The sequence below is a fragment of the Guptibacillus hwajinpoensis genome, assembly GCF_020524165.1.
In the GTDB taxonomy this organism is placed as follows: domain Bacteria; phylum Bacillota; class Bacilli; order Bacillales; family Guptibacillaceae; genus Guptibacillus; species Guptibacillus hwajinpoensis_D.
The window spans coordinates 1,122,893-1,140,275 of the sequence record NZ_JAIVKU010000004.1; the positions used below are offsets into that span (position 1 = coordinate 1,122,893).

Below are 17,383 nucleotides of genomic sequence, written 5' to 3' on the forward strand. Positions count from 1 at the left end.
AGGCTTATTTAATTTCCACATTCATTTCCTTTAGCGACAAATACCTTCCACCATCTTCTCTCATAATATCAAGACGTATGGAGTGCTTCCCTTCAGGTAAATTTCGTAAGACGAATGCAGCCCGCTCAACCGTTTGATACTTTTCACCATCCAAATAAACATCTAAGTATCCATGATACTCTTTTGTCCGATTTCCTTCATCAAATGAAAAATTCGGAATCAAGCATTCTATAAATACATTAGGGCCCTTTACGCGATGGTTTACAACAACTGGCTCTGTGTTTTCTTTCGCTGAAACATTCTCTTGCAGCGCTTGACTGAACCCAACTACTGGTACACAGCAGCTAATCATCAATAGTAGAACAATCAGGTGCCTTCCTCCACGTTTTACAAACATACTCATCCACACTCCTTCTTTCCTAAGTGTGCCCAGGAAAGAAAAGAATAATAAAAATGACCCTAATTTTTTAATTGGGTCATTAAAGCAAGCATCATATTCACCATATTTAATTGGTTCTGAAAACGGTCTACTTTCTGAGGAAAGGTTTGACCGTAAAACGTTTTTGACGCTTCTTCAAACTCTTTTAAGGCAAACGGTTCTCTACTTAACCTACGATACCAAACAGGCTGGTTCCTTAAAAATATAACAAGGTCCTGACGATTAGCTAAAAACTCCTGTACTTCTTCACGCATCGCTACCCCTCCTAGTCATGTCGAAACGGAAACGGAGAACGGGACTGAGTGTAAGGAGGAGGCTTTGGTTTAGAACGAAATTGTGATAAAACCTCTTGAATGGAATAAACGGCTCCGCTGAATTGCTCAATCCCTTTTTGAACCTCTTCAAAATTCATTTGTTTAATCGCACCGAGCATACTACCAATTCCTTTTTCACTTGCAACTTCACGATCATCTTTCTGCTCTTCTTCATACCAACTTGGATCATCTTCACCAAAAAGCATCCACTCCTCAAACAACTCTTGAAGCGTTTTTTCATTCTGCTTCACTTTTTTCAATACGTGAGGATGAGCTTTGACGAATGTTTTAAATTCCTGAACTTTTTGACTTCCTTTTTCCTTTGCTTCAGGCAAATTCGCCACCTCCACTTCAATCAAATCTAAATGGTCTTACTACATCATAATTAGACTTTTAACAATTGTGCGCCTATTTATTGGGGAATGCGACCATTACTGGTAAACTGAAATGGATGGTAATTCTTGAAAAGGAATGATTCTTATAATGGACACTCAACTACATCAGCTTTTCTCTGCAATTTTAGAAGAAGCAAACGAGGAAGAAAAACAATCTCTTCTATTCTTATTAGAAGGGGTGAAAAAGAAGCAGACAGATGACTATAAAACCTATTTGGCTGGATTTATGGGAATTAAGAGCAAACTCCTCAATGAGAATACATACGAAAGTATCATCCCTGTCAGACAGCTTGTTCATAATCCTCTAAAAATGGTACACGGTGGCATCACGGCATCCTTAATCGATATTGCTATGGGTTCCCTCGTTCACCAATTACTGCCTTCTAATCAGGCAGCAGTTACTTCCGAGTTGAACATCCACTTTTTATCCAAAGGCGATGGGAATGAATTAAGGTGCCGCTCTCACATCGTTTTTAAAAGCGCTTCTAGGTGGGTGGTAAAAGCAAACGTTTATCGCGATGATGAAACCATTGTTGCCACAGCCACCGGTAATTTCATGGTTATCCCTAGAAAGGTTTAATAAAATTTTGTGTATAGTAGTCTCGGAAAACGCCAACTCCAATTTCAGTAAATTCTTCATTAAGAAGCGCTTCCCGATGACCTTTACTATTTAACCATCCAATCATCGCAGCCCCCGCGTCAGGATACCTGGCTGCGATATTTTCTCCTGCATAACTATACAGTACATCCCCTTGTTTTAATCGATCAGAAAGCTCTCCTTCAGATGGAGACGTATGTGAAAAATAATTATTTTCTTCCATATCTTTGCTGTGGCCTAATGCCACGTTTGCTACTTCATCGTTATAACCCAGAGGCTTCTTGTCTGAAAGGTTACGAAGGACATTTGTCATGGCAAAGATTTGCTTTTCCATTGCCCCCTGAACATTCTGCCATTCTTCTCCTGTCAATTCCTCTGGCTCCAGCAATTCACCACGGTATGAAACGGCATAAGGCCTTTGTTTCACAAGAACACTCGGCTCTGCAATTCGAACCGCCCTTAAACTTCCATTAAATTTATCAAAATAATATTGGACATATAAATTGTCGTGTATGGAAACTAAAGGTTTAAGCTGTTGTTCTTCTTTTGTAAGCTGAAAACGATAATCATAGGCATTCACTTTTACTGGAACTTGCTCAAGGGGTTTCTGTTCTTCGAAAACAGCTGCAGCCTGCTCCCCCATTGGATATCGTTCACCCGCATCCACATCTCCCATAAAGAAGATTGTCACAACGCGATTGTCTTCAACACCAACTTGTAGATAGGCAGAATTAGACTGTTCGTAAATCCACCAATCATAACCGTATGAACTTGGGTCGATTCGGTCAGGCTTACCAAGATTGGCTTCTACAGCATCTACCCCTTTGCCTAACCACTTTTCAATACCCGTTAATTCAGGTAAAGGTTCATCTTTCTTAATGGCTTGCTCCTGATTCTCCGAATTTTTTATTGTGTCTTCTAACACGAACTTCTCTTCATTAATGATTCGTTCTACTTCTGAACCAATATGACTCCATTCGATTTTCTCGTAAACGTTTATTCCTATCACGATCACGATAATCAACAAAGCGAACCGAATGAGATTTTTCATATTCCAGTCGCCTCCATTTCGTTGTATCTATTATGCCTTATCCCTTGTAGAAACTGCAACGATTACACTGATTTAGGTTTATAGCCTAAACACGTTCTCGCCTATTTCTTGCTGGTACCAAAAAAAAGAAGAGCACCTGGCTCTTCTTTTTATGCATTCATTTTTTCTTTTAATTGGAAGTAAGAAACAATACCTACAAAGCGTTCTCCATCTAAAACAATCACTTCTGTTAAGCGCGATTCATTCATTAGTTCTGCTGCTTGCTCCGGTTTCATATCTGGTGAAAGTGTCATGGATGGTTTTTCCACAAGCCCTTCCACTTTTGTTGTTCCTGCCTGATTATCTGCAAACCCGCCAACCGCAATGGCACGATCCGTTACAATTCCAACGAGGTTTTCTCCATCACAAACCGGGACGATCGTTACATTTTCTTTCTTCATAATAGCAGCTGCTTCTGCTACGCTATCTGAGGGTTTTGCCGGAGTGACGTGTTGTGCTAAATCTCCAACTGAAACCATGCTTCTTTGTAGTGCAGAACCTAGTTGATCACGTAGGATTTCTAGTTTCTTGTAGCATGTGTTTAGAATGGTTTCTGGAAACTCTTCATCATATTCTACACCATGTGGGTAGTAATGCTTTCCAAGATAAGGCTTGCCTAGTTTGATGACGGCATACGAAGATTCAACCATGCCTTCAATTGCAACACCTGGTACTCGAAGGTAGTAAACATCTCCATTCGTCATATCCTCAAATTTATAATCGTATGTAACACGCTCATAATCCCATTGTCCAGCAAGAACTAAACCGTTTTCATGCATGATATGATCAAGAATCGAAAATTGAACGATCGTAGATTCTAGACCAGTTTTATCAAATTTCATAATTCCTTTGCCTCCTTTGTAATTCACAACATGTTCACTCTTTAATAATAGTATAACGAGCAGTGTAGTTGCAATGTTTACTTGGTTTAATCCCCATTTATACTCCATTTTTAGCATGTCCAAAGGAAACAATATCAAACGAATTTTAAATGAAGTACGATTATTATTTTTTCTTCTGGTCAAACTACGATTGAAAGGAGATGATCATTTGAAAAAAGCAATCCCATTCTTACTCGTATTTCTGCTCGTAACGGTGCTTTTCCTTCCAGACGTTGCACATGGTCAAACTACATATACTGTAAAATCTGGAGATACTTTATGGAAAATTTCAAAGCGCTATCGAATTGGTCTTACCGAAATCATTCGTGCAAATCAACAATTCGAAAATCCAGATCTGATTTATCCTGGTGATCAAGTAAACGTGCCAACTGCTAATCCCTCAATTGAAAAGTCAAAAGATGTAGGGCATCAAGTGATGGAGTTAACGAATAAAGAACGCGCGAAAAACGGCCTTTCGCCTTTAACCTGGAATTGGCAAGTTGCCCGAGTAGCAAGATATAAGTCTTCTGATATGAGAGATAAAAATTATTTCTCTCATCAATCTCCAACGTACGGCTCTCCGTTTTCCATGCTTGAAAATTTTGGCGTGTCCTATAGAAGTGCTGGAGAAAATATCGCTGCAGGGCAAGCTACACCTGAAGAAGTGGTAAAGGCGTGGATGAATAGTGAAGGGCATCGAAAAAACATTTTAAATCCAGGGTATACTCAAATTGGCGTTGGATACGTTACAGGTGGTTCATATGGATATTATTGGACACAAATGTTTATTTCAAAGTAAGGTTATACAAAGAAACTCCCTCCACTTAAGGAGGGAGTTTTTTTACTCTTCATTTACTTGAAGATTTAAGCCTGAAACTACCACATTTACCTCATCGACTTGTAAACCAGTCATTTTTTCAACATCATTTTTAATTCTCTCCTGTAGAACAAAACAGGTATATGGAATAATCTCGCCAAAATCAATCGCTACTTCGACCTTTAATGCTAATCCTCCATCTTCATGAATGTTTTCATACTGATAAGAAGAACGCTTTCCTTTTCCGACCATTTTTCTCAGCGTTTTTTTTACAAAGCAAACACCTTCTGTCTCCTTTATCGCAACCTCTAAAATGAAATCGATCACGTTTTCTGAGATGGTCAGGCTTCCTTGATGAAGTGGCTTTCTCATGACGTTCCTTCCCCCCTCTAGCCTTCTCTTTTAATACTATATGAGTAAGAGAAAATGAATTATTCGTCAAATAATTCATTTCTCTCTACTGGTAAAGCGTATAAGTCCGTACTATAATAGAGAAAGATGGTTTGACTTAGAAAGGAGAACAAGATTGCCGAAGTTCCTCACAAAACGATTCTTACTTATTTTATTGGTCATTGCGCTTTTAGCAGTGCTTGCTTTCTGGATCTTACCCGTCTCCATCCCTCTTATTCTCGCGTTTCTCAGCGCTCTTGCCCTTGATCCAGCTGTTAAACTGATTCAAAAGAATACGAAACTGAAGCGGTATTTTCCAGTTATTATTGTGTTCACTTTGTTTGTTATCCTTATTGGGTTATTAGGCTATTTTCTCATAACAAAGGTCATTACTGAAGGGATAGCGTTAGTAGAAAATTCCCCACTGTACATACAAAATATTACTCAGATGTGGGATAGTATGGAATCGAACATGGAAGCTGTTTCAAAGAGTTTCCCACCTGAATTTGTTCAGGAGTTTACCAATCAAGTTGATCGTTTCCTCGAAAATACGAAGAATACAATCAGCAGCATCGATTACTTGAAAATCATTACCATCATTGTGACAGGTATTCCAAATTACTTAGTCAGTATCCTCGTCTATTTAATTGCACTCTTCTTATTTTTAATGGACTTACCAAGACTTAAGAAGAAATCTTATTCTTATTTATCTGAACAAACAGCAGAAAAAGTACAATTTATGACAAGTCGTTTGTCATACGTGATTTTTGGATTTTTTAAAGCCCAGTTTCTTGTGAGTATCATTATTTTCGTTGTTAGTTTAATTGGCTTGTTAATAATCACACCAAAAGTGGCCCTACTAATGGCTTTCATTATTTGGGTCATCGACTTCATCCCAATCATTGGTTCCATTGTCATTCTGGGTCCGTGGGCCATTTATTATCTATTAACAGGCGACATCGCAACAGGAAGTCAAATGGCGATCCTAGCCGTCGTACTGCTTGTTATACGTAGAACAGTTGAACCCAAAGTCATGGGTCGACACATTGGACTTTCTCCGTTGTCTACGCTTATTTCAATGTATATCGGCTTAAAGCTTCTTGGTATTATGGGTTTTATCATTGGACCGATTCTTCTAATTGCATTTAATTCAGCAAGAGAAGCAGGGCTTATTAAAATCAATTTCAAAGTTTAGTCAAAAGCGCAGCATATGCTGCGCTTTTTTTGTATAAAAAAAGAAGCTGTTCCTGTGAACAGCTTCTAAGTAAATCAATTACCAAATCATGCCCATTAACGCAACGACACAAGTCCCAGCTACGAAGACTCCAAAGAATATCCCCCATGCAGGATACTGATGCCCCTTGTGGCTTAAGTGCATGAACATATAAAGTTGAAACACCAATTGAATACCTGCCAGAATCATGATGAAAATAACGGTGAAAGCATCCGAGATCGCATCGCTAGCTACTGCAACAAACGCAATCATCGTTAGGAAAATCATCATGGCAAAGGAAACAATTTGTTGCTTAAATTCCTTTTCATGTGCAATCTTGTGATGAATGTCGAGATGACTTTGGTCGTGCTCTGACATCGTATCGTGACCTTCATGATGTGCCATTAAATTAACCCACCTTTCCCATTAGGTAAACGACTGTAAAGATGAAAATCCAAACAACATCGATAAAGTGCCAGTAGAGAGCAAAGAGATAAAACTTTGGTGCTGTATAAAGGTCCATTCCTCTTCTTAAATTACGAATAATGAGAAGCGTAATCCAGGAAATCCCCATAAATACGTGAGCTCCGTGAGTTCCTACAAGCGTGTAGAAAGCAGATCCCCATGCGCTACTTTTAATCGTATGCCCATATTCATGTACATAGTGATTAAACTCATAAATCTCTAGTCCAAGAAATCCAAGTCCTAGAAGTCCAGTCACCACAAACCAACCAATCATACGCTTAAAGTGGTTTGTTTTAAGAGCCATTGTTGCAAATACCGACGTTAAACTACTTGTTAATAACAGCATTGTTGCAATAAAAACAAGGGGAAGTTCAAATAGTTCATTTGATGTAACTCCACCGTTTGTTGCATTTCTTAGTCCTAAGTATACCCCAAAAAGCGAGGCGAAAAGCACGGTTTCGCCTCCAAGGAAGAACCAGAAACCAAGAAATTTATTTTTACCATCTAGCGTAGCCCGTTCCGGATTGGCAGGCAACTTAGTCATTGCTTCGTTCGATTTCATTTGCCTTCCCTCCCTTCAGCAGGCAGGTCTTCTTTATGGATATGATATCCATGGTAATCAATAACTGAGCGTAAAATCATTGATAGCGCTGCAAGAGCGAGCCCACCAATAGCAAGCACCCAGTTGGAATAAATCGCAGAAAGTGCTGCGGTAAACAAGCCTAAAGATAAGAGTACAGGTAAAATAGATGAGTCAGGCATATGAATATCATCCAATGGTTCAGCTGCAACCATTTGTTTATTACCTGCGCGTTTTTCTAACCACCATGCATCAAGACCACGAACAAGTGGCGTTTGCGCAAAGTTATATTCTGGAGCAGGAGATGAAATCGCCCATTCAAGCGTACGACCATCCCATGGATCATTTCCAGCTTTTTTACCTTTAACCGATGTTTGAATAATGTTCCAAACCATAATGATTGTAGCAAGTCCCATTAAGAATGCACCCATCGTTGCTGCGAAGTTTGCCTCATCAAGACTTTGACCAGATAAATACGTATACACTCGACGCGGCATTCCCATAAGACCTAAGAAATGCATTGGGAAGAACGTAAGGTGGAAGCCAATAAAGAATAACCAGAAATGAAGCTTTCCAAGAAATTCGTTTAGGACTGTTCCGAAAATTTTCGGCCACCAGTAATACATTCCAGCAAAGAGACCAAACACAACCCCACCAACGATAACGTAGTGGAAGTGAGCAACTACGAAGTAACTATCATGGTATTGATAGTCAGCAGGTGGCACACTTAGCATGACCCCTGTCATCCCACCAAGTACGAATGAAGGAATAAATCCTACAGCGAAAAGGTTAGCTGTTGGGAAACTTACCTTTCCTCCCCACATGGTGAATAGCCAGTTAAAGATTTTTACCCCAGTAGGAACAGCAATTAACATCGTTGCAACCGCAAAGATGGAGTTTGCAATTGGGCCAAGTCCAACCGTAAACATATGGTGAACCCATACCATGAAACCTAAGAAACCAATAAGAGCTGTTGCGAAAACCATTGCTGAATAACCGAATAGACGTTTACGTGCAAATGTCGCAATGATTTCAGAGAACATACCGAAAGCTGGTAGAACAAGAATATAAACTTCCGGGTGCCCGAAGATCCAGAAAAGATGTTCATAAATAATTGGATTTCCGCCTGCTTCAGCTGCAAAGAACTGAGAACCAAACAAACGATCAAACATAAGAAGCGCAAGACCAATTGTAAGTGCAGGGAAAGCGAAAAGAATAAGACCAGATGTAATAAAACTCGACCATGTGAACAACGGCATACGCATAAATGTCATGCCTGGTGCTCGCATGTTAATGATCGTAACTAGGAAGTTAATTCCCCCAATTAACGTTCCAATACCTGAGATTTGCAGTCCAAGAACATAAAAGTCAACCCCGTTCCCTGGACTAGTTGTTGATAGTGGAGCATATCCGGTCCAACCTGCATCCGGAGCGCCACCGAGGAACCAACCAAGATTAAGTAGAATCCCGCCTGCTGTAAATAACCAGAAACCTAGTGAATTCACAAATGGGAATGCTACATCTCGTGCCCCAATTTGGAGCGGAACAATGGCATTCATAAACCCAAATATAAGCGGCATGGCTGCCAAGAAAATCATTGTCGTCCCGTGCATCGTAAGTAGCTGATTAAAAGTTTCAGCTCCAACGAAATCAAATTCTGGGTAAAGCAACTGCACCCGCAATAAGATTGCTTCTATACCACCGAGTAGAAAGAAGAAAGCACCGGAAGCGAGATAGAGAATCCCGATCTTCTTATGGTCAACGGTAGTAAGCCAATCCCATACAGGATTTTTCTTTTTATAAGCATGTGCTGACACGAATGAAACCTCCTTATTTCCGATGACTATTCTTCAACTTTTAGACCTTGTAAGTAAGCAACGAGAGCATCTAGCTCTTCATCATTTAGCTGATCACCAAACGCAGGCATGTTATTACCTGGCTTGAATTCAGATGGATTGCTGATCCATTCTTTAATGTTCTTGTCTGTGTGATCAAGAACGCCAGCAACTCGTTCACGATCCCCAAAGTTCGTTAAGTTTGGACCGGTGTTACCGCCTTCACTACCTACAGCGTGACATCCAATACAGCTGTTTGCGAAGATTTCTTCCCCTTGAGCCGCTTGGTCAGAAGCTGCTTGTGAACCGGCTTCTTTCATGCTTTTTGCCCATGCTTCAAAGTCTTCTTTTTCTTGAGCGATTACTTTAAAGTCCATCAATGCGTGTGATGGTCCACATAGCTCAGCACACTTCCCATAATATGTACCAGGTTCCTGAGCATTTAGCCACATTTTGTTCTCTGTAGCTGTATTCGTATCCATTTTACCACCTAGAGTTGGTACCCAAAATGAATGCGTTACATCTTTCGAAACGAGTTCAAAATAAACTCTTTCCCCGGTTGGAATGTGTAAATCCTGAGAAGTTTTCACTTCAAGATCCGGATATTCAAATTCCCACCAGTATTGGTGTGCTGTTACCTTGATAACGGTTGCACCATCGGGTACTTTTTCAGTCCCCTCATCCAATGCAAACGTCGTCATAACTGTCGGTACCGCAAGGATCAAAAGAAGAATAATCGGAACAACTGTCCATAGAATCTCAAGAACTACGTTACCTTCCGTTTGCTCTGGAATTTCATTGTCGCTTTCACCACGTCGTCTAAAACGAACAAGCACAACTGTATAAATGAGTGCTACTACAACGAAAACCCCGATCATGATGTAAAGGCTTAACATCATGAGATTAAATTGCATTTCAGCCCCTTCTCCCTTAGGGAGCATAGCTGTTAGCTGTTCGTTCCCGCAACCCGTAAGCGCTAACGCAATTACCGATAGCAGTGGTAAAAAACGCCAAACATTTCTCCAACGTTTCATTTGCACCTTAAACCTCACTTTCATAATAGCTTTTACTCAAATTTGAGTTATAGGAAGACAAGGAGGGCATCCCTACCCACCCTGTCTGACCATACATAATGATACTTTTAAGGATTAATATTTACTGCAATCATGACAATGAATAGGATTGTAATATAATTGAGCGAATATACAAACATAATTCGCGCCCATTTAATATCATCCTTCATAAAAAATCCTGCTATTCCAATTGCAAGCCAACCGAAGCCCAGAATGGATGCAACGGTAATGTATACAGGACCAAAGCTGTAAAGCAATAGTGACACAGGCACAAGCGCTGCCGTATATAATACAATTTGGCGCTTGGTCATTGGAAATCCTGCTACAACAGGTAACATTGGAATTCCTGCATCTCGGTAATCATCAACCCGTTTCATAGCGAGTGCAAGGAAATGAGGCGGCTGCCAGATAAACATAATTAAGAACATGCCCCATGCAACTGGGCTTAAGTTTGGATCAATGGCTGCCCAACCAATTAGTGGTGGTAGTGCCCCTGAAAACGACCCAACAACCGTATTTAATGAAGTTGTCCGTTTTGTCCACATTGTGTAAAGCACAACGTAAATCACAAGGCCCAGTAGACCCAACAGTGCCGCCATCGGTTCGACGATGAGCAACATAATCGTACCTACTATAGCTAGCCCGAGACCTACAAATAATACCTGGTTTGCAGGTATTTTACCGGTTACAGATGGACGAGTATTTGTTCTTGCCATCACCTGATCAATATCCCGGTCAATGTAGTTATTTAACGATGTCCCCCCGGCAACAACAAAAGCTGTTCCCAACATCGTAAGAATAAGGACCATTGGATTACCGAATAGATCAAACCCTGCTGCAACAGATGCAACCCATAAACCAGTAAATGCGGTAATTAAATTATCAAATACAATCCCTAATTTCGTAAGTGTTAAGAAGTCTTTCCACGTACCAGTAGGATTTGCTTCTGATAGTGGGCCTGGTTCCATAACCCGGTTTGAAGCTTCATAAGCCGTTCTCGCTTTACTCAATCTACACACCTCCTTTTTCAATCAACTGATCTAAATCAGTGTCTCTGTCATTCTTGGTAGACAATCTTATTAGAAGACTGTGTAAGCCCTGTTTGTTATATGCTATCACGATTACCCCTCCAGGTTTCTTCCATACTGTTATGCAAAATGTAAATCAATCTTCACATCTTACAATGAAATCATGTTAACAGCTATGGTAAGATAATGTTGGTTTTGTGAAAGGAAGCAGTATCCGCAATCCTTATCCATTATAAACGAATCTAATTGTTTTGTATACGTCGTTTCGTAATGGTTCATCCTTTCATTCGTACAATGATGTCGTAGCCTTTCACACTTTCATTGTACTATGATTTACACACAATTAGATAAGAAGGTGTTATTTGTGAATAAATTGTTGAAATTCTTCGGGATCCTGACCTCGTTCGGTATGCTACTTGTTCTCTTAATGGGAGCCGTTGTTACGAAAACAGGTTCAGGTGACGGTTGCGGTAACTCCTGGCCTCTCTGCTATGGAAAAGTTCTACCTGAGGCACCAGAGATTGAAACGATTATTGAAGTAAGTCACAGGATCGTTTCAGCAGCTCTTGGTCTCCTAGTGATTATTCTTGCAATCTGGACGTGGAGAAAAATCGGACATCTGCGAGAAACAAAATTTCTAGCGATCGCTTCCGTATTTTTAATTGTCTTCCAGGGGTTGCTCGGAGCTGCTGCAGTTGTTTGGGGGCAGTCAGATATTATCCTTGCTTCGCACTTTGGCTTTTCACTGGCTAGTTTTGCAAGCGTCGTTCTTTTAACCATTCTCGTGTTTGAAGCTTCAGGTAAACAAAAAACGCCATATGTTCCTAAACGTATTCGCATTCATTTATATGCGATTACCATTTATTCGTATGTTGTCGTTTATACTGGTGCGCTAGTTCGGCATACAGGTGCTAGTATGGCTTGTGATCATGTCCCATTCTGTACTGATGGTCAGCTGCTCGCTTTTTCTGGACCACAGGGAATTCAAATGTTGCACCGGACGGCAGCTGTCTTCATTTTTGTTTGGTTGCTTTATATTCTAATAATTGGATTACGAGAATTTAAATCTAAAGGTACGATGCGTACCGGCCTTATTGTTGCTTTTACTTTTATTTGTTTACAGGCTTTGAGCGGTATGCTTGTTGTCGTTTCAAATTTAAATTTATTTCTTGCTCTTTTCCATGGACTTTTTATTTCCGGGCTCTTTACTGTACTACTCTACCTTGTCATGCTTTCTCTCCGCAGTGGCAGACAATAGAAAAAAAGCTGCGCAAAAAATGCGCAGCTTTTTTCTATTCGTTCATTTCTAACAATAAATCTCCTGATTCAATACCCTCACCATTTACTACATGGATATGTTCCACAATTCCACTTCGAGGAGCCTGAACAGTTGTTTCCATTTTCATTGCTTCAGTAATCATGAGGTGATCACCTTTATTTACTCTCTCACCCTTCTCAACAAGTACCTTTATGACTGTTCCAGGCATTGTTGCTCCAATGTGGTTAGCATTGGTGCGATCTGCTTTTGGTTTAGCTGCTATCGCAGTTTTAATATTTTCATCCTTAATCACAACTTCACGAGGTTGGCCATTCAACTCAAAGTAGAGCGTACGCTTCCCTTCAATGTTTGGCTCACCAATTGATACTAACTTCACAATTAATGTTTTACCTTGTTCAATCTCTACCTCTATCTCTTCTCCCAGACGCATTCCGTAAAGGAAGGTTGGCGTATCAAGGACAGAAACATCTCCAAACATTTCCTGAACTTCTTCATATTCTAAATAAACTTTCGGGTAAAGCGCATAGGATATGAGATCATGACTTGTGACTTGACGATTTAATTTATGGTAAAGCGTCTCTTTCAAATCTGTAAAATTAACAGGTTCGAGCAGTTCACCCGGTCGGGTGGTAATTGGTTCTCGCCCCTTTAGAATGATTTGCTGAAGCTCTTTCGGAAAGCCTTGATACGGTTGTCCAAGGTAGCCTTGAAATAGCTCAACAACGGAATCAGGAAAATCAAGCGTTTCGCCACGTTCATAAATGTCGTCCTCGGTCAGACTATTTTGAACCATATAAAGTGCCATATCACCAACAACTTTTGAAGATGGTGTTACTTTAACAATATCACCAAACATCTCATTAACTCTTCGGTACATCCGTTTAACTTCATCCCAACGTTCTCCTAAACCAACACCTTTTGCCTGTTGCTGAAGATTACTATATTGCCCACCTGGCATTTCATGCTCATACACTTCCGTGTGGGGGGCTGTCATGCCGCTTTCAAAGCCGCTATAGTATTTTCGCGTATCTTCCCAGTAATGAGACAATTGTTCTAGCGCTTGAATATCAATGTCAGGCTGCCTTTCTGAACCATCCATTGCATAAAATAAGGAATTGGCACTCGGTTGAGAAGTTAACCCCGCCATTGAGCTTACAGCTACATCTACAATATCCACGCCTGCCTCAATGGCTTTAGCGTATGTATAGATTCCGTTACCGCTCGTATCATGTGTATGGAGGTGGATCGGAATAGAGACGGTTTCTTTTAATGTAGATATAAGTTCATAAGCAGCTTGAGGTTTCAGAAGGCCCGCCATGTCTTTTATACCAAGAATATGTGCTCCAGCTTGTTCTAGCTCTTTCGCAAGCTCTTGATAATAGGATAGGTTATACTTTGATTTAGAAGGATTAGAAATATCTCCTGTGTAACAAATCGATGCCTCAGCTACCTTTCCTGTTTCACGAACCGCCTCAATTGCTTTTGTCATACCTTCTACCCAGTTCAAACTGTCAAATATACGGAATACATCGATACCTGCATCGGCAGACTTCTGAACAAATTCACGAATTAAGTTATCTGGATAGTTTTTATAACCAACGGCATTCGATGCGCGTAGTAACATTTGGAACATAACGTTCGGCACTTGCTTTCTCAGTTTTATTAAACGATCCCACGGATCTTCTTTTAGGTAGCGTAAAGAAACATCAAATGTGGCTCCGCCCCACATTTCCATTGAAAATAAATTTGGCATCATTCGTGCTGTCGGACCTGCAATATGAAGTAAATCTGTTGTACGCATTCTTGTAGCTAAAAGGGATTGATGTCCGTCACGGAATGTCGTGTCGGTCAGAAGCGTCTTCTTCTGATCTTTCACCCATTGTACAAGTCCTTCTGCGCCTTCTTCATCTAAAATTTGCTTCGTTCCTCGAGGGATTTCTTCACTGTATTTTAAATGTGGCACCCTTCTTTTTGAAAATGCTGGTTTTTTCTTTTTATCAAGGCCAGGAAAGCCATTAACTGTAATGTTTCCAATATAAGAAAGCATCTTTGTTCCGCGGTCTTTTCGTTTTGGAAACACAAACAGTTCTGGTGATGAATCAATAAATGACGTATCATAAACGCCTGATCGAAAATTTTCATGCTTCATCACATTTTCAAGAAACGCAATATTCGTTTTAATTCCTCTAATTCGAAATTCTTTCAAGTTTCTGACCATTTTAGAAGAAGCATGGTCAAAACTCAATGCCCACGTTGAAAGCTTAACAAGCAATGAGTCATAATAAGGTGTAATAACCGCGCCCTGATATGCATTTCCTGCATCAAGACGTACACCGAAGCCACCACCTGATCGATACGCCATAAGCTTTCCAGTGTCTGGCATAAAGTTATTTTCTGGATCTTCTGTTGTGACACGACATTGGATGGCATATCCGTGACAATCGATCGCATCCTGCTCTGGAATACCAAGACGCTCACCATGGATATGTTCGCCTTCTGCAATCATGATTTGTGACTGCACGATATCAATTCCCGTAATCATTTCGGTAATGGTATGTTCAACCTGCACACGAGGATTTACTTCAATAAAATAAAACTCTCCAGTTTGATTCACAAGGAATTCAACTGTTCCCGCGTTAACATACTGGACATTCTCCATCAGTTTCACGGCAGCTTCACAAATTTCTTTCCTAGAATCTTCACTTAACGAAACGCTTGGCGCTACCTCAACGACTTTTTGATGGCGACGCTGAACAGAGCAGTCTCTTTCATAAAGATGTATCGTGTTTCCATGCTTATCTCCAAGAATTTGCACTTCAATATGCTTAGGATTTTCTACAAATTTCTCAACATAAATGTCATCTGCCCCAAAAGCTGCCTTCGCTTCTGATTTGGCACGATCATACGCGTCCGCTAGCGCCTCCTGACTTCGAACAATACGCATGCCTCTTCCCCCGCCACCGAGTGCGGCTTTGATCATGAGAGGGTAACCATTCTCTTCAGCAAACGCCTTTACTTCATCAAGTTCATGGACAGGGCCATCAGTTCCTGGAATAACCGGAAGGCCTGCTAAAATGGCTTGTTTTCTCGCCTCCACCTTATCTCCAAACATTCTTAAGTGCTCAAGCTCGGGCCCAATAAAGATAATGCCTTCTTCTTGACAGCGTTTGGCAAATTGAAGATTTTCAGAAAGAAAACCATAACCTGGATGGATGGCATCAATATTGTTGGTTTTAGCAATTTCAATAATACCTTCAATATCCAGGTAAGCATCAATAGGCTTTTTATCTTCTCCTACAAGATAGGCTTCATCTGCTTTATAGCGATGATAAGAACCACTGTCTTCTTTTGAGTAAATCGCGACGGTTCGAATGTTTAACTCCGTACAGGCGCGAAAAATCCGAATAGCGATTTCCCCACGGTTAGCAACAAGAATTTTCGAAATAGCTGTCATCATAATTCCTCCTTAAGCTAAAGCTCCATTTGAACGCTACTTTCTTTGTTGATATAGCCTGTTTTTTGCTCTTTTCTTATATTTACAAACGCGGAAACGTTTATTAATATCCCTACTGATATCATAAGTAAAATTAACGATGAGCCTCCGTAACTAATAAACGGAAGCGGAACGCCTGTAACCGGTAACCACCCAGTAATAGCCCCAAGGTTAACGGCTGTTTGAACGCCAATCATACCAGAAATTCCTATCGCTAGCAGACTGCCAAAAGTATCCTTACATCTGATTCCAATAACGAAGCCTTTAAAAACGATATAGCCTAGCAAACCGATAACAAATACGACGCCTAACAGCCCTAACTCTTCAGCGACAATCGCCATAATAAAATCTGTATGAGGCTCAGGAAGAAAACCGTATTTTTGTATACTTTGACCAAATCCTTGACCTGTAACCCCACCAGAAGCAATCGCAATATAGGAGTTAATGAGGTGGAAACCACTATCTTCTGGATCTGAAAAAGGATCATACGCTCCTGTGAATCTGGAGGCTTGTTCAGGTGAGAGGGACATCCAGGCTAAGCCGAATACGATGCCTCCGATGACGATGAGACCCAGAATATGGCTCCATTTCATACCAGAGCAAAAGATCACAATGCCAGAGGTTAAGGCGATAATCATCGCTGTACCAAGGTCAGGCTGTGAAGCAACTAATGCAAAAATCAAGCCAATCACGAGAAGTGGCGGCATCGCTCCTCTTACAAAATTAGAAATATAAGCCTGCTTTTTTGAGTAAATGGCAGCCAGGTAAATAATTAATCCAAGTTTGACAAACTCAGATGGCTGAAAGCTAAAGGATCCAATTTCAATCCAACTCTGGGCATTATTCGTTGTAGATCCAATTACTTTTACGAGTAATAGGGAAATAACGGACAATCCAAGGATGGGCACAATAAATTTCCGATAAGCTTTATAAGGAAAGATCATTGCAAGGACAAACATAATGAGGGAAGCCGCTAGCCAAATCATTTGCCTATTAAAGAAATAAGCACTATTTGTCTCGTGTCGCATAACCGCCCATACCATGCTTGCACTATAAACCATCACAAGTCCAAATCCGCACAAAAGTAACACACTGATGATTAACGAGTAATCATAATGTTTAAATAATTTTTTAATCATAGACGTCATCCTACCTGTTTATTTTCTCTTAAGAAGTTTGTACCCGCTCACAGTTAGCTTTATATGGTCGTTTAATGACGAAGGGTTCCAACATCCTGCGGATTTAAGCGGGCACGCTCCGCTTTTCTTGTCCAGCTTCGACTCGCAGAAACTACGATATTTCGCTCTTTCACCAGAACACAAAAAGCGTGTTCTAGTTCAATAGCTCCAATATCTCCGTTTCTCAACGCTCGTCTCCGCTTTTCTTGTCCAGCTTCGACTCGCAGAAACTACGATATTTCGCTCTTTCACCAGAACACAAAAAGCGTGTTCTAGTTCAATAGCTCCAATATCTCCGTTTCTCAACGCTCGTCT

17 protein-coding genes are annotated in these 17,383 nt (G+C 40.5%); 4 read left to right on the plus strand and 13 right to left on the minus strand.

Features of this window, described 5'->3' with window-relative positions:
• Positions 1-4 precede the first annotated feature (4 nt).
• Genes LC090_RS12830 through ylbD form a run of 3 tightly spaced genes read right to left on the minus strand, consistent with a single transcriptional unit; the run spans position 5 to position 1,088 of the window.
• Complete coding sequence (locus tag LC090_RS12830) at positions 5-403, minus strand: hypothetical protein (RefSeq protein ID WP_226658392.1); 399 nt, start codon at positions 401-403, stop codon at positions 5-7.
• 56 nt (positions 404-459) lie between these two features.
• The gene (locus LC090_RS12835) at positions 460-693 is read right to left on the minus strand and encodes a YlbE-like family protein (protein WP_224600227.1); all 234 of its coding nucleotides are present in this window, start codon (positions 691-693) and stop codon (positions 460-462) included.
• A gap of 11 nt (positions 694-704) precedes the next feature.
• Positions 705-1,088 carry a YlbD family protein gene (gene ylbD, locus LC090_RS12840; RefSeq protein WP_226658393.1) on the minus strand — a complete coding sequence of 128 codons (384 nt, stop codon included), beginning with the start codon at positions 1,086-1,088 and terminating at the stop codon, positions 705-707.
• A gap of 148 nt (positions 1,089-1,236) precedes the next feature.
• On the opposite strand from ylbD, the gene LC090_RS12845 reads away from it, so the two are divergent.
• Complete coding sequence (locus LC090_RS12845; protein ID WP_226658394.1) at positions 1,237-1,728, plus strand: PaaI family thioesterase; 492 nt, start codon at positions 1,237-1,239, stop codon at positions 1,726-1,728.
• On the opposite strand, the gene LC090_RS12850 is transcribed toward LC090_RS12845, so the two are convergent.
• Both LC090_RS12850 and LC090_RS22260 read right to left on the minus strand, forming a co-directional pair.
• Entirely contained in the window at positions 1,715-2,797 is a 1,083-nt protein-coding gene (locus tag LC090_RS12850; RefSeq protein ID WP_226658395.1) for a CAP domain-containing protein, read from the minus strand. The two genes, LC090_RS12845 and LC090_RS12850, sit on opposite strands and share 14 nt — an antisense overlap.
• Positions 2,798-2,946: 149 nt before the next feature.
• The gene (locus tag LC090_RS22260; protein ID WP_425590654.1) at positions 2,947-3,678 is read right to left on the minus strand and encodes a YugN family protein; all 732 of its coding nucleotides are present in this window, start codon (positions 3,676-3,678) and stop codon (positions 2,947-2,949) included.
• A gap of 208 nt (positions 3,679-3,886) precedes the next feature.
• Here LC090_RS22260 and safA point away from each other — a divergent pair, with 208 nt between their 5' ends.
• Positions 3,887-4,516 carry a SafA/ExsA family spore coat assembly protein gene (gene safA / locus LC090_RS12865; RefSeq protein ID WP_226658396.1) on the plus strand — a complete coding sequence of 210 codons (630 nt, stop codon included), beginning with the start codon at positions 3,887-3,889 and terminating at the stop codon, positions 4,514-4,516.
• 42 nt (positions 4,517-4,558) lie between these two features.
• On the opposite strand, the gene LC090_RS12870 is transcribed toward safA, so the two are convergent.
• On the minus strand, positions 4,559-4,906 hold the full coding sequence (locus LC090_RS12870; RefSeq protein WP_226658397.1) for an Asp23/Gls24 family envelope stress response protein: 348 nt from the start codon (positions 4,904-4,906) through the stop codon (positions 4,559-4,561).
• Positions 4,907-5,060: 154 nt separating this feature from the next.
• Here LC090_RS12870 and ytvI point away from each other — a divergent pair, with 154 nt between their 5' ends.
• Positions 5,061-6,119, plus strand: a complete 1,059-nt coding sequence (ytvI, locus tag LC090_RS12875) for a sporulation integral membrane protein YtvI (protein ID WP_226658398.1) — start codon at positions 5,061-5,063, stop codon at positions 6,117-6,119.
• A gap of 78 nt (positions 6,120-6,197) precedes the next feature.
• On the opposite strand, the gene LC090_RS12880 is transcribed toward ytvI, so the two are convergent.
• The 5 genes from LC090_RS12880 to cyoE all read right to left on the minus strand — a co-directional run bounded on the left by LC090_RS12880 (position 6,198) and on the right by cyoE (position 11,100).
• Positions 6,198-6,542: a cytochrome C oxidase subunit IV family protein gene (locus LC090_RS12880; protein ID WP_226658399.1), complete on the minus strand. Its 345-nt coding sequence runs from the start codon at positions 6,540-6,542 to the stop codon at positions 6,198-6,200.
• Between the two features lie 4 nt (positions 6,543-6,546).
• Positions 6,547-7,164 (minus strand): cytochrome c oxidase subunit 3, encoded by a 618-nt coding sequence (locus LC090_RS12885; protein WP_226658400.1) that lies wholly within the window; start codon positions 7,162-7,164, stop codon positions 6,547-6,549.
• Positions 7,161-8,999, minus strand: coding sequence for a cytochrome c oxidase subunit I (gene ctaD, locus LC090_RS12890; RefSeq protein ID WP_226658401.1), 1,839 nt, complete (start codon positions 8,997-8,999; stop codon positions 7,161-7,163). The genes LC090_RS12885 and ctaD overlap by 4 nt, the downstream gene beginning before the upstream one ends.
• A gap of 26 nt (positions 9,000-9,025) precedes the next feature.
• A complete protein-coding gene (gene coxB / locus LC090_RS12895) occupies positions 9,026-10,051 on the minus strand; it encodes a cytochrome c oxidase subunit II (protein ID WP_226658467.1) in 1,026 nt (341 codons plus the stop codon).
• A gap of 107 nt (positions 10,052-10,158) precedes the next feature.
• Positions 10,159-11,100: a heme o synthase gene (gene cyoE / locus LC090_RS12900; protein WP_226658402.1), complete on the minus strand. Its 942-nt coding sequence runs from the start codon at positions 11,098-11,100 to the stop codon at positions 10,159-10,161.
• Between the two features lie 382 nt (positions 11,101-11,482).
• Between cyoE and LC090_RS12905 the strand changes: the two genes are divergently transcribed.
• Positions 11,483-12,376: a COX15/CtaA family protein gene (locus tag LC090_RS12905; RefSeq protein ID WP_226658403.1), complete on the plus strand. Its 894-nt coding sequence runs from the start codon at positions 11,483-11,485 to the stop codon at positions 12,374-12,376.
• A 34-nt stretch (positions 12,377-12,410) separates the two neighbouring features.
• Here LC090_RS12905 and pyc read toward each other — a convergent pair whose 3' ends face one another.
• The gene (gene pyc / locus LC090_RS12910; protein ID WP_226658468.1) at positions 12,411-15,851 is read right to left on the minus strand and encodes a pyruvate carboxylase; all 3,441 of its coding nucleotides are present in this window, start codon (positions 15,849-15,851) and stop codon (positions 12,411-12,413) included.
• A gap of 17 nt (positions 15,852-15,868) precedes the next feature.
• Positions 15,869-17,029: a putative lipid II flippase FtsW gene (ftsW, locus tag LC090_RS12915; RefSeq protein ID WP_226658404.1), complete on the minus strand. Its 1,161-nt coding sequence runs from the start codon at positions 17,027-17,029 to the stop codon at positions 15,869-15,871.
• Positions 17,030-17,383 lie beyond the last annotated feature (354 nt).

What these genes read in the sequence shown, in the direction of transcription:
- LC090_RS12830 (WP_226658392.1), bottom strand. Translation starts at nt 403, where the DNA reads ATGAGTATGTTTGTAAAACGTGGAGGAAGGCACCTGATTGTTCTACTA.
- coxB (WP_226658467.1), bottom strand. Translation starts at nt 10,051, where the DNA reads ATGAAACGTTGGAGAAATGTTTGGCGTTTTTTACCACTGCTATCGGTA.
- LC090_RS12885 (WP_226658400.1), bottom strand. Translation starts at nt 7,164, where the DNA reads ATGAAATCGAACGAAGCAATGACTAAGTTGCCTGCCAATCCGGAACGG.
- LC090_RS12870 (WP_226658397.1), bottom strand. Translation starts at nt 4,906, where the DNA reads ATGAGAAAGCCACTTCATCAAGGAAGCCTGACCATCTCAGAAAACGTG.
- ftsW (WP_226658404.1), bottom strand. Translation starts at nt 17,029, where the DNA reads ATGATTAAAAAATTATTTAAACATTATGATTACTCGTTAATCATCAGT.
- LC090_RS12880 (WP_226658399.1), bottom strand. Translation starts at nt 6,542, where the DNA reads ATGGCACATCATGAAGGTCACGATACGATGTCAGAGCACGACCAAAGT.
- LC090_RS12845 (WP_226658394.1), top strand. Translation starts at nt 1,237, where the DNA reads ATGGACACTCAACTACATCAGCTTTTCTCTGCAATTTTAGAAGAAGCA.
- LC090_RS12850 (WP_226658395.1), bottom strand. Translation starts at nt 2,797, where the DNA reads ATGAAAAATCTCATTCGGTTCGCTTTGTTGATTATCGTGATCGTGATA.
- pyc (WP_226658468.1), bottom strand. Translation starts at nt 15,851, where the DNA reads ATGACAGCTATTTCGAAAATTCTTGTTGCTAACCGTGGGGAAATCGCT.
- LC090_RS12835 (WP_224600227.1), bottom strand. Translation starts at nt 693, where the DNA reads ATGCGTGAAGAAGTACAGGAGTTTTTAGCTAATCGTCAGGACCTTGTT.
- LC090_RS22260 (WP_425590654.1), bottom strand. Translation starts at nt 3,678, where the DNA reads ATGAAATTTGATAAAACTGGTCTAGAATCTACGATCGTTCAATTTTCG.